Raw genomic sequence first — 12,764 nt, 5'->3', positions numbered from 1 at the left:
GGTATGGCAAAAATCGCCTACATCTTGCTGTGTCACAAAGACCCGGCTGCCATCATTCGGCAGGCCGAGCGGTTGACGGCAGCCGGTGATTATATGTCAATCCACTTTGACGCCTCTGCAGATGCCGATGCTTTTCGCGAGATCCAGGCGGCCCTTGCCGACAATCCCAACGTCACCTTTGCACACAAACGGATCAAATGTGGCTGGGGTGAATGGTCCCTGGTCCAGGCAACGATCTATGCCGTTCAATCCGCGGTCGATGCCTTCCCCAGAGCCACGCACTTCTACATGCTCTCGGGCGATTGCATGGCCATCAAGACCGCCGAATACACCCACAGGTTTCTTGACGACAACGATGCCGATTTCATCGAGAGCTTTGATTATTTCGAAAGCGATTGGATCAAGACCGGTTGGCGTGAGGAACGTCTGATCTACCGCCACTACGTCAACGAACGGACCCACAAAAAACTGTTCTACGCGATGTTCGAGGCCCAAAAACGCTTTGGTCTCAAACGGAAAATTCCGGCAGATCTGCAAATCCAGATTGGCAGCCAATGGTGGTGCCTACGCCGAAACACCGTTGAATCGGTGCTGGAATTCATCCAGAAACGCCGCGATGTACTACGGTTTTTCCGCACCACATGGATCCCGGATGAAACCTTTTTTCAGACCCTCGTCCGGCATCTGGTGCCGGAGAACGAGATCCGCGCCCGCACTCTGACCTTCCTGATGTTCACCGACTACGGGATGCCGGTCACTTTCTACAATGATCACTACGATCTTCTGCTCAGCCAGGATTACCTCTTTGCCCGCAAAATCAGCCCCGAAGCGCAGGATCTCAAACGCAGGCTCGGCCTGCTCTATGCGGCAGAAGGTGTGGATTTCCAGATTAGCAACGAAGGCCGCAGCCTGTTCAAATTTCTCAGTGGCCGTGGCCGCGTTGGTCGCCGTTTTGCGACCCGTTTCTGGGAAACCGAAAGCACGCTTGGCCGTGAACGCGAACTGCTGATCGTGGTGTGCAAAAAGTGGCACGTGGCCAAACGGGTGCTTGAACGCATCCGGCAAGTGACCAATGTTCCCGCCATTGAATACCTCTTTAACGAAGAAGACACACCGTTGCCCGATCTTGGCGGCATTCAAAATACGCTGGAAAAACGCACGCGCCACCGCCGCGCGCTGATGCGCATGCTGTTTGACTATTTCGAAACCGACCGCCTGATCGTTTGCATGGACCCCAGCAATCTGGACCTACTGAATGACTTTGCCTCGGACCGGTCCGTCACCCGCATCCTGGAAATCGAATGCCAGTTCTCGGACGATTACCTGATTGGCCATGCCATGCGGGTCGGCCTTGCAGGCGATCAAACCTCCAAAGACACGCTGGCCCGGCTGCTGCCCACCATCCGCAATGACATGTTGCACGAACGTGATCAGCTCAACGATGCCGAGTTTGAGAACCACTGCCGGATGCGCGAAACCGCCGGCGCGGACGAAAATGCGCAGGAACTTGGCCATTTCCTGAACATCCCCACGGACAAAGCCGCCGAGGTGACACAAACCGACCACCTCTTTGCCGACTGACCCTCTGCCCTTTTTGGCCCCTAAATACTCCAGGGGGAGTTTGAGGGGGCATGCAGCCCCCTCATCAGCCCAGATATCGCATGCGGCAACGCCGCCCGATCAGGTTAACTCTTGTCTTTGGCACGCCATGTGCCGATCCAGCGGCTAAAACGCCCCCGCTTTTCGACCAGATCGTCCTCGATGGCTTCCAATGTCGGGTCGATCCGCGCCATGCGGAACCGTCGCCAGCGCACCCAGATGGCATAGGCGATGGCAAAGAACACCACGAGAATAAAGATGTTCAACCATGGAATACCTTTCGCCGCATCCGGTCCGTCCACCGCCCGGATCGAAATGGCATTGGGAAAGATCGACAGGAATTCATTACGCCAGCCATAATGTTTGATCGCAACATATTTTGCCGCCTCGCCTGTGGATTTGGCATCGGCCGCCTCAGCCTGCAGATTGGAGGTGTCGAATTTGAAATAGGGCGGCCAGCCCCAGCCCGTATCCTCATTGCGGTAAACCATGACATCGCCTTTGGCGCGCCGCGTCTGGATAAAGAACACATCGCGGTTCACCGCCGTGCCATCGCTGCCCACATCCGCTTGCGCCCAAAAGATCGAGTTCTCGCCAAAATCGATCCGCTTTTCATAGGTGTCTGTCACCCGCACGATATCGACCTGCGGCAAAGTGTAGTGAAAGAAACACCCCACCAGCACCCAGAAGGTGATCCAGAAAACCCATTTGATAATCGCCATCTGATGGCTCCTTCAGGAAAAATTGGTGAGGTAGATGATCACGCCGACCACCACCACCGGAACAACATAAACACCCAGGATCAGCTTGCGCCGGATAGATCCATCGTATTTCTCAAGCCCGCGCTGCACGAAGGTTTCGCGGTCCACTTTCTGCGGTCCGTCCTGCCACTTCTGCCGCAGCTTTCCCTTGCGCACCGCGCGGGAGTAAAACGACAGGCAGACATAGATCACCGTCAGAACGACAAATCCAACCACCACGAGCCGTGCCAATGCGAACATCTTATCGCCTCCTTACCGCGCCCCAGGGGCCAACCCGCGCGATCATCTCTGACACCGGATCGGGCCTGGCCCTGCGCGGCTCTTCCATCGGCGCATCATGCCCGAAAAGCGCGGCCCGCGCACCGGCTTTGTCCACCTGATACTCGGCCACAAGAAAATCGGCAACATAGGCCTTCTTGGTCTCGGCCCAGCCTGCATAGGTGCGATAGAACAGTTCCTTGTGGCAAATGAACATCTGCCGTGCATCCTTGGGTGCCAGCTCCGCCAAGAGCATATTCACCAGTGCCGCATCCTTGGTGTCCGACGCCCGAAGCGTATAGAAATAGGCCGGATGATCCGAAGTGATCCGCGGCCATGCCCCGCCATTCTCGGCCCAGCGCACCAATGCGCCCAGCGCATGAAACTCCGGCGGCAGCTTGTCACCGTGATGCCGCGCCAGCCTGCGCATATCCGCCCGGTTTGCACCAGACAAATCCACCCCCAGATCAGCCACCGCATCGACCAGAATGAAATCCATCTTTTGCCGCAGGATCGCCGCCGCATCCACGCCCCGCGCCTTCACAATCGGCTCCACCAGATCGTTGTAGTCAAAAAACTTCGCGATCTGGTTTCGGTTGCCCCCATCAAACACGTATTTTATCGGCAGATCTTCCAGCCCATCCTTGCCCGCAGGGGCAATCAGCGCCGGATGATCAAGATCCTGAAACAGATACAGCCCGCCAAAATGCGCGGTCCAGAAATTGCGCTGATCAAATCCCATCTGCTTGAGCTTGACCGGATTGCGGATCACGTCCCCGGTTTTGCCTGCCAGCGTGATCATCTCGGCAATCAACACATCATCAAACCAACCGTCCGGCTCGCTCTTGAACCGGTCCACCAAACCGCCCAGCTTCTCCGCATCCCGCAAGGTGCCGCCCGTGGTATCCGCCTCAATCTCGACCCGGCGAATATCAAACAGTCGCGCCGGCGTGCTGACGTCATAAACCGAATTCACCAACTCCCCCGTCACCGCATCCCGCGCAGTCAGGGCAAAGAGCTGCGCCTCATTGGCATCCATGAACTGCTGCAAGATCTCCCGCGAGGTGGAGAATTTGGTGTTCAACAAAGGACATCTGCGTTGCTCCATGCTCAGCAGGATAAACTGCCGGTTCACCCCCGCATGGTTGAGATAGAGATGATCGTCCAACGCGTCACCGACCTCGGGGGAATAGCCGGAAATGTCGATGTGAAAGTCGCTCAGATCGGTGGTCTTGCCGGTCAGATGTTCCAACGCACGGTTGTAACGCTCCACCAAGGCGGGGGAGGCAACATGGAAGAGATTGCCGAACATGAGGCCGTGGCGGATGAGGCGGTTCATTTGGTCGTATCCGTAGAGAACCGCTGATGCCACAACTTTTCGTTCCGCATGATACCCTGGAGGCTTGAGGAGAATTCCTTCAATCTCATAGTCTTGGCCTTCTCTCTACACGCGAGAGTCCCCTGATCATTTGCCTCAAGCACTGACTCCACCGCAGCGAGAAGCTCAGAAAACCGTGGTTCAAGAAACGGCTTGGTTTTGAAGCCTTTTCCATTTGAGGCAGCTAGGATTGACTTCACACGATGGAAATAAGTGTCAATTTCCTCCAGAATGTAGCCGTAGCCGCTGCTCTTGCCGCTAGGACCAGCAATTAACCTAATCATCTCTTCTTTTCTTGCTGTCGATCTGTCTTCAGCAATTGTCCAAGTGTGCTCATGATCTTCGAATCCAAAAAAGGACTCTCCAAGTCGAATTAGTCGTTCCTCAAATACTGCATCGAAAGATTTCCGTTCCTCTCGAGTAAGCCGCTTTTGCTCAATTTCGGCCTGCGCTTCGAGGGCTTTGGCCATATCTTGAGTTGCTTTGCGCTGATCTGACAACTCTTCCCTTTGCGCTGCTAATTCTTGGCCTTGAAGCCACACCGTGGCTATCAGCCACACAAATGCAAGTGCACCGGCAAATCCAGCAAGGGTGTCGCCGACTTCATTAGGTTTTGACGCTAAGAAAACGCGCCACTTTGGTGAGCACTCTTGCGCACCGTTGGCAATAGATTCGCAACTCTGCAGAATGCCCAAAATCACGCCAAAAGCGATCACAAACGCAGTAGCAAGAACGCCCCAAAGAATAGGGTTATTGAAACGGAAGAATTTGTTCTCTGCTGGCAATTTCTAGCCACTCCTTCCCAAATACCGTTTCTTCGCCTCTTCCATCCGGCTCATCTCGCGCACGGCGTTTTCGATCGCCACCTCGTCGGATTTGTCGGCATAGCGGAATTCGCTGTCCGCATAGCGGTTGATCTCCTGCACCACCATCTCCACCGTGATCGGCTGGCGCAGATCGCTGATCATCGCCTTTTTGGTCTCATAATCCTTGAACAGGAACAGATCGGGCTCTTCCATCCATTCATCCGGCAGCTCAAAATCCATCGCCCGCACCTTGACCGCGTCGGTGATGTTCTTGATCGCCCGCCCGGTGAACCGCGGATCGGCCTCTTGGATCGCCTTGAGGTAACTGCCCAGCTTGTTGATCGTATCCAGCACACCGATCCTGGCCTGCACCGCCTCGAAAACCTCGATCAGCCCCGCCTCATGCGGGCGCGCATGGCTCTCGAACGAGGCAGCAACTGCCTTTTTGATCGCTTGCGCCTCAAACACCTGATGATCGCCCAGCGGAATATCGTGGTTCTTGCCCATCAGCAGATAGAGGATATCGACGTAGTCCTCCCGCGTTTGCGGCCCATCGACCAAGAAACGCGCACCGGCCCTTTGGCGCAAGGCATCATCGACGTTTTCGGGATAGTTCGAGAACATCCCAAAGGTGCAGTTCCCCCGCACAACGGTATTGGCCCCGGCAAAGCTCTCCATCAGAACCGCCGTGATCTCAAGCTGGCCCGCTGAGGACTGCCTGTCACCGCGTTTGCCCGCCAGCTGGTCAATATCATCAATCGTGCCAAAGCCAATAACCGAGGGATCAATGATATTGTTGATAAATGCCTTGGCGTTCTGCCCCGATTTCCCCTGATAACTGTCGATATTATCGGTGCTCAGGTTCTGATACCGAAACGGATATCCGGCATTGCCGCAATACTCCGAAATCAACCCCGCCATCATCTGGATCAGCGTGGTTTTCCCCGTCCCCGGCGCGCCATCCCCCATAAAGGTAAAGATAAAACCGCCCAACTCGGCAAAGGGGTTCAGCCGCCGGTCAAAATCATAAGCCATCAGCATCTTGGCCAGCTTCATCGCCTGATATTTGGCGATGTGGTTGCCCACCACCTCATTGGGTTTTTTGAAGGTCATGGTCAGCGTGGTTGATTTCGCCTTGGAGGCCGGGCTGAACCCACGCACGGTGAAATCATCCGCCTCAACCCGCCAGGCGGCAGATTTGAATCCTTCCAGGCGCGGCGCGGTCTGGGCACGCAGGGCAACCTTTTCCATCAGGCTCTCGGCAAAGGCCGCCACCGTCGCCACCAGCCGCGCATCATCCTGCGCATGGGCGGCGATGTCCTGATCCAACTCCCACAATGCGCCGTGCAGTGCGACCTGTCCGTTGTCGGTCAAGACCTCATCGACCTCGCCCACCTCCACAGTGGTCTCGGACAGATGCGACGACATCAGATAGGCCGTGGCATTGCCCAACACATAGAGCGTCACCAGGGCCTCCGCCGACAGAAGCTCGCTGAACTCGCTCTTGCGGGCCGCCGGCAATGAGCCCTCCAGATTGGCGCGTTTGAGATCGCCCAGCCCCGATTGCTCCGCCACGTTTTCCGCCACCGCCAAGGCAATCGCTATCGCGCGGCGTAACACATGCAGCACCGTCGCCTGCATCGGGCTGATCAACGTATCGCCTTCATCCGCGCCTTCAATCCGCGCAATCAATTGCACTGCCCCGGTCGGCACCCTGCGCCGTGTCACTAGCCCCGGTGTGGTGGTCCGAAACCGCCGCCGCGTGCCAAGGCCCGATGATTGCTCTGCCACGCTGTCATCGCCGGTGGCCTTGCCAATCCGCGGCGCGTGATCAAACCCGTCCAACATCGCCTGCGCCATCGGCACATGTTTTTGAATATCCTCCTCGCGGAGTTCCATCGCATCTGAAATCTGGCTCATCTTGTAAGGGCCTTCCCTTTTTGGCTCTAAATATTCCCGCCGGAGGCATAAAAATTAATAACGCAGCACTTGCCCCGATCCGCTCACGACAAATTTTCGCACGGCGGCAAACCCCGGTGGATCCTGCTCTTCCAACACCTGATAGGGGCGTTGCGGCAGGATGATGCTGCGCTCTTGCCGGGTGGCACCCAGATCGGCGCCCTTGCCGCCAAACGGATCCAGCGCAAAGACCTCCCGTTCAACAGTGCTAAACCAGCCCGATTTTTCTTCGATCACCCGGTCGCTGACCAATTCCTCTTCGGTCCAGACCAAAGCCCAATCCTGCCCCTCGGGCGCTTTGGCGTCAGCCAAAACATCGCGCAGCGGCCCGGCCTGCCGGGTAAAGGCATGGCTGTACATCGGACCCACATGAAACCGCCGCAACCGCTTGGGGTGCAGGTCGTCAAAATCCTGATCAAAACCGCGCGCAATTGTCACCAGCTTCAGCCCGCCCAGCGCCTGCGCCGACAGATGCGCCTGCACCTCCGGCCAGCGTCGTTCATCCTTGGGCAGCCCAACCTTGCCGTTGTCCTCCAGCTCCATCAGATAGATCACCGGCAGGTTCACTTGGCTGTCATAGGTCGCCCAATGCAGCCGGAAAGTGCGCCGTCCTTCGCTCAGATTTCCGGTCCAATCGGCCTGCGGATCATTCTGCACCCAGAACAGATCCCCCTTGATCAGTTCCTCGTAATAAAGCCGCTGCGACAACGCGAATTGCAGCTTGGTCGGCACCTTCCTGTCGCCCAGGATCATTTGGACCATTTCGTTCTTGAGCGTGGCAACCGAAGGCATGTTTTCCAGATGTTTGGCCGCCTGCTGCGCATCATTGGCCATCGTCATCAGCTCTTCGGCCACCGGAAAACCACTGTCGCGATTGTCGATACTGAGCGAGCCAAAAAAACGCCCTGTTTCCCGCCCCACCAACAGATACTTAAGGCTCAGCGCCTTGAACGTGTGGGTCAACATCACCGCATAGCGGGTCAGGATTTCCACCTCATCCCGGTTCAACTTGCTTTCCGCCTCCATCACTCCGGCCACGCGCAGCATATGCTGCATGATACCCTCGAACTTGCGGAAATACCGGCGCGAAGCAAAGGTATCCATAAGGCCGACGTGGTCGCGAGCGGGGTCAGTCATCTTTGGTGTTCCGCAAGAACAAGCTGATTAAGCCCCATACTGATTGCTGTCATGCTTCTCGATGATCTTCTGGAACCGGCGGGCGAAACGCTCATCCGCCTTGGCTTTCGCCTCCAGCACTTCGCGGGCAAAGACCATGTGATCTTCGTGTTTCTCCATCATCTCCGCCATCCGCGCATTGGTGGCGGCACCAATCCCCGCCATGGCAGATTGCGCCTCTTGGTCGGTTTTTACGCCGATCTCGTTGATCCGGTGGGCGACGTCCTGCTGCTGTGCTGTCTTGAGCGATTTGGTCAGCGCATCATAGAGCACGACCCGTTGTTTGGTGTCGGTCTGCAGCTTGTTGATCAACACCATCTGGGTCGCCGCCTGGTTCTGCAGGGAATCGATCCAGGTCTTGCCCTTTTCGATATAGCGCTCGAGCGTCTGCGACTTGGCCAGCTTGACCTGCTCTTCCTGCACCAGCGCATTGTAGCGGGTGTTCATCTCGGCCAGTTCGGTTTCCAGCTTGGTGCGCTTTGCGGCATCGGTCTCGCTGGCGATCGCATTTTCCAGCTTGATAATATCGGGGTCCATCCCGCCAATATCGCTGCGAATGGTTTCCAGTTCTCCCACCGTCATCTCGCGCTCGTCCAGTGTTTCGGTCAGGTTGCTTTCGACCTTGACTTTCTGCTCTTCCAGCATCGCCAGCTGCCCTTCGAGCAGTTGCACAATCACGTCGGACTTGCTGATCAAATCCTGCAATTTGTCGTCGATAGAGGCGGACCTCACCCGTTCCTGCCGCATGCTATCCGACTTCGCCCCTGAGAAGATCCCGACAAAGGTTTCCCAACCGGTCTTGTTGCGCATCTCGTCAAAGTCACGGCTGAATCCGGCGGTCACATCGTCCAGTCCCATGATCAACTCGGCGATGTTAGCGTTCATCACCTCTGTATGGGCATGCACATCTTCGAGTGTGGCATTTTCAATGTCGATCATCGCATCGTCGCCAGCTTTCAATTTGGCACGTGCGGTTTCGATCCGGCCCGTCAACTCGGCAATCTTGCTTTGCGCTTCGGCGACTTGCGCCTGGGATTCTTTTACCTGTGCATCCAAATTGGCCATCAAACGATCCTCTATATCAATATCTTAGCCCATATATAGGCAATGTTACGCTGATTTACATCAGCGCGTTCAAAACTTTTCTCGATTGTGCCAAATGGCCCTGACCTTGAAAAGGGCAGATCAATCTGTCTGCCTCTCCTGCTGCACACCGGCCCACCTTAGGGTCAGCAACAGCACCATCAGGCATAAAATGCCTACCAATGCGTACCAGCCCAAGGTCAGGCGGATATCATCATAAGCCATAGCCGTTCGATCCGAAACCTGCACCGACGCGAGCAGCAAACTGCCCGCAAACAGCAGCCTGCCTGCGAAACTCTGCACAGACAGGAACGTGGCGCGCCCTGCGTCGCTCAGCAAAGGTTGCATACGCGCGATGATAAAGGGCCGCGACAGGGAATTGGGCACCATACGCAAGAACAATACCGCGATAGCAAAGATACTGTTGGTCACGGCCAATGTCGCAATCAACCCCACCTGAATCCCAAAGGCCAGCATCAATAGCACCGCCAGACCAAACCGCCTGCGCAGCCGCAGCGCAAACAGAGTGGCGATAGCGGACACCAACATCATAATCGCGGAAACACCGCCACTGACCATCGGCGCGTCACCGTGTAATCCTATATTGCGCAGGGCTTCGGCGATGAAAGGTTGGCCAAAAACGAAGGGAATATGACTAAATCCATACATCAACACCGATAGCGTAAACAGCCAGACCAAAACCGGCACACCCATGGCAGAACGAAACAGCCGCGCCTGGAACACCGGACCGGCGGTCTCGGTCCGGTTTATCTCATGCGGCGGCTCACAAAACCGCAATGCCACGATAAAACAAGCCATCTGAGCCACTGCACCCGCAGCGAAGGCCAGCCCATAGCCCCATTGCGCCATCACCCCGCCCGTGAACGCAGACAGGGCAAGCCCGATCAACGAAAACTGCCAACTGCGGGTTTCCTGCGCCTCGGTTTCTGCTTCCCGGCCATCTGCTGCGAGCGATTCATACAAAAACGCATTGTCGGTTCCCGATGCAAAAGCCGCTCCGGCCCCCAACAAAATCTGCGCGCAGGCAAAGGTCGCAAAGCCATCGCCAAAGGCGATCAACGCCGCACCGGCACTGGCCGCAATACCTGACACAATCAGCGTCCGCCTCCGGCCCAATCGATCAGACATATAGCCTGAAGGAACTTCCATCGCGGTCGTGCCAACATCATAGATGGCATAAAGCATGATCGCCTCGGCGCCCGACAACTCCTTTTGAAAGAACAAGAACCAGATCGCCTGCCAGAACACGAGGTTTTGAAAGAACTTGAACCATGGGTACAACGCAATGTTGCGCGCCATCGGTGTGGCCGCGATCACCCGCTGACCAAAATATTGGTCAACTCATGCTCAGGATCTGCCAGCGCATCGATCACATCAAAATGGTGCTTGCCCGCATCCACCACCTGCCGTGCGCCCCAAGCCCGCGACAGGGCTTCGGCTTGCTCAAGGAACACGGGGCGCTCTTCCGCGCCAACCCAAACCGTCACGGCAACCCCATGCGGCGGGATCATATTGACCGGGCTTTCGGCCATGGCCTCTGCCTCATCCAGCCGTAGATCAACGTTCATCGACGTTTGCAACAAAGGCATCAGATCCGCCACGGGCGAGATCGGCACAACCGTCTTGATCCGGCTCCGCACATCCCCCGGCAACACCAGCGGATCCATCATCCGCGCCACGAGATGCCCGCCGGCAGAATGGCCCGCCAAGGCAATTGGCCCAAAAGTCCGGTTGGCGATATGGCGCACTGCCGCGGCAATCTGGGCCGTGATTTCACTGATCCGCACCTGCGGACATAATACATAGCTGGGCATGGCAACCGCCCAGCCCCGCGCCAACGCCCCGGCGGCCAAATGGGACCACGAACTCTTGTCAAATGCCTTCCAATAGCCGCCATGCACAAAGATCAGCGTGCCGCGCGACACGCCCTCGGGCTGGAAAAAATCATAAGCCTCCCGATCCGATCCGCCATAGGAAACATCAACCTGCGCCCGCGCGCCAAGTTCGGCGCGAAAAGCAGCCGCAGCCGCAGCCCAGCGCGGCGGATATTCGTCAGCGCCATCAATGTAGGCACCATTGGCATAGGCATCATCAAGCTTCATTTGTGGCTCCTGTAGGTATTCAGCCCATAAACTGGACCTAGACAATCATAGACTTACTTGCTTTGGGTAGCACAACCAAAACGCGGAGACACCCAAATGACCGACGCTACAACGAATCTCAAATCCCTGCTCAAAGATCCCAGCCTGCTCGAAACCCGCGCCTATATCGGCGGTAAATGGGTGGATGGCGAAGATGGCGCCTTTGACGTGACAAACCCAGCCCGCGGCGATGTGATCGCCAAGGTGGCCAACCTCAGCCGCGCCCAGGTGGCCGGCGCCATCGCCCAAGCCGAAGCGGCCCAGAAAGAATGGGCCAGCTGGACCGGCAAGGAACGCGCAGGCGTTCTGCGCAAATGGTTCGACCTGATGATGGCAAACCAGGACGACCTCGGCGCGATCCTGACCGCAGAGCAAGGCAAACCACTGGCCGAAGCAAAAGGCGAGGTGGCCTATGGTGCCTCCTTCATCGAGTTTTTTGGCGAAGAGGCCAAACGCATCTACGGTGAAACCATCCCCGGCCACCAGCGCGACAAACGGATCACGGTGCTGAAACAGCCTATCGGCGTGGCGGCCTCAATCACGCCGTGGAACTTCCCCAACGCAATGATCACCCGCAAGGCCGCGCCCGCGCTGGCCGCCGGTTGTTCTTTCGTCGCCCGCCCTGCCGCTGAAACACCGCTTTCCGCTATCGTGATGGGCGTGCTGGCCGAACGTGCAGGCATCCCCGCAGGGGTCTTCAACGTGGTGCCGTCCTCCTCGTCCTCTGCAGTGGGCAAGGAGTTCTGTGAAAACCCTGCCGTGCGCAAACTGACTTTCACCGGATCCACCGAAGTGGGACGGATCTTGCTCAAGCAGGCCGCCGATCAGGTGATGAAGTGTTCGATGGAGCTGGGCGGCAACGCCCCCTTCATCGTGTTTGACGATGCCGATCTTGATGCGGCGGTCGAAGGCGCCATCATGTGCAAATTCCGCAACAACGGCCAAACCTGCGTCTGCGCCAACCGCATCTATGTGCAATCCGGCGTCTACGACACCTTTGCCGAAAAACTCAAAGCCCGCGTGGAACAGATGAAAATCGGTGATGGCTTTGAAGAAGGCGTGGACCTCGGTCCGCTCATCAACCCCGCCGCCGGCGAAAAAGTCAAAGAGCACATCGACGACGCGATCAGCAAGGGCGCAACCGTGATTCTCGGCGGCAACGGCGCGATGGACGGCAATTTCCTTCCCCCCACCATCGTCACTGGCGTCACTCAAGACATGCAGGTCGCGCAGGACGAAACCTTTGGCCCCTTCGCCCCCCTGTTCAAGTTCGAGGACGAAGACGAGGTGATCGCAATGGCCAATGACACGATCTTTGGTCTGGCATCCTATTTCTACGCCAACGACCTCAGCCGGGTCTACAAAGTGGCCGAAGCGCTGGAATACGGGATCGTGGGCGTGAACACCGGCATCATCTCAACCGAGGTCGCCCCCTTTGGCGGCGTCAAACAATCCGGCCTCGGCCGTGAAGGCAGCCACCACGGCATCGAAGACTATCTGGAGATGAAATACATCTGCATGAGCGTCTGACCGCAGCGCCCAAACAGGGTCCGACCATATTGGCCAGACCCCTTCTTCACTG

General features: G+C 57.0%; 11 protein-coding genes. 2 read left to right on the top strand and 9 right to left on the bottom strand.

From position 1 onward, the window contains the following. The first annotated feature begins 3 nt into the window (after positions 1 to 3). Positions 4 to 1,581, top strand: coding sequence for a beta-1,6-N-acetylglucosaminyltransferase (locus K3754_RS01870; protein WP_259940388.1), 1,578 nt, complete (start codon positions 4 to 6; stop codon positions 1,579 to 1,581). Positions 1,582 to 1,685: 104 nt separating this feature from the next. On the opposite strand, the gene K3754_RS01865 is transcribed toward K3754_RS01870, so the two are convergent. The 9 genes from K3754_RS01865 to K3754_RS01825 form a co-directional block, all read right to left on the bottom strand. Next, positions 1,686 to 2,321, bottom strand: coding sequence for a DUF1523 family protein (locus tag K3754_RS01865; RefSeq protein ID WP_203209306.1), 636 nt, complete (start codon positions 2,319 to 2,321; stop codon positions 1,686 to 1,688). 12 nt (positions 2,322 to 2,333) lie between these two features. Next, entirely contained in the window at positions 2,334 to 2,600 is a 267-nt protein-coding gene (locus K3754_RS01860) for a hypothetical protein (protein ID WP_203209307.1), read from the bottom strand. A 1-nt stretch (position 2,601) separates the two neighbouring features. Then, positions 2,602 to 3,957 (bottom strand): DUF6638 family protein, encoded by a 1,356-nt coding sequence (locus K3754_RS01855; RefSeq protein ID WP_259940384.1) that lies wholly within the window; start codon positions 3,955 to 3,957, stop codon positions 2,602 to 2,604. Continuing rightward, entirely contained in the window at positions 3,954 to 4,781 is an 828-nt protein-coding gene (locus K3754_RS01850) for a hypothetical protein (protein WP_259940381.1), read from the bottom strand. The genes K3754_RS01855 and K3754_RS01850 overlap by 4 nt, the downstream gene beginning before the upstream one ends. Positions 4,782 to 4,784: 3 nt before the next feature. Next, a complete protein-coding gene (locus K3754_RS01845) occupies positions 4,785 to 6,722 on the bottom strand; it encodes an ATP-binding protein (RefSeq protein ID WP_259940378.1) in 1,938 nt (645 codons plus the stop codon). 54 nt (positions 6,723 to 6,776) lie between these two features. Continuing rightward, positions 6,777 to 7,898, bottom strand: coding sequence for a hypothetical protein (locus K3754_RS01840; RefSeq protein ID WP_259940376.1), 1,122 nt, complete (start codon positions 7,896 to 7,898; stop codon positions 6,777 to 6,779). 27 nt (positions 7,899 to 7,925) lie between these two features. Then, complete coding sequence (locus tag K3754_RS01835) at positions 7,926 to 9,002, bottom strand: hypothetical protein (RefSeq protein WP_203209311.1); 1,077 nt, start codon at positions 9,000 to 9,002, stop codon at positions 7,926 to 7,928. Between the two features lie 120 nt (positions 9,003 to 9,122). Then, positions 9,123 to 10,340, bottom strand: a complete 1,218-nt coding sequence (locus K3754_RS01830; RefSeq protein WP_259940372.1) for an MFS transporter — start codon at positions 10,338 to 10,340, stop codon at positions 9,123 to 9,125. 14 nt (positions 10,341 to 10,354) lie between these two features. Continuing rightward, entirely contained in the window at positions 10,355 to 11,143 is a 789-nt protein-coding gene (locus K3754_RS01825; protein WP_259940369.1) for an alpha/beta hydrolase, read from the bottom strand. Between the two features lie 96 nt (positions 11,144 to 11,239). Between K3754_RS01825 and K3754_RS01820 the strand changes: the two genes are divergently transcribed. After that, on the top strand, positions 11,240 to 12,712 hold the full coding sequence (locus K3754_RS01820; RefSeq protein ID WP_259940366.1) for an NAD-dependent succinate-semialdehyde dehydrogenase: 1,473 nt from the start codon (positions 11,240 to 11,242) through the stop codon (positions 12,710 to 12,712). The last annotated feature ends 52 nt before the right edge of the window (positions 12,713 to 12,764 follow it).

The sequence above is a fragment of the Sulfitobacter sp. M368 genome (assembly GCF_025141875.1).
Classification (GTDB): Bacteria; Pseudomonadota; Alphaproteobacteria; order Rhodobacterales; family Rhodobacteraceae; genus Sulfitobacter; species Sulfitobacter mediterraneus_A.
This window is presented reverse-complemented; position numbering and strand designations above follow the sequence as displayed.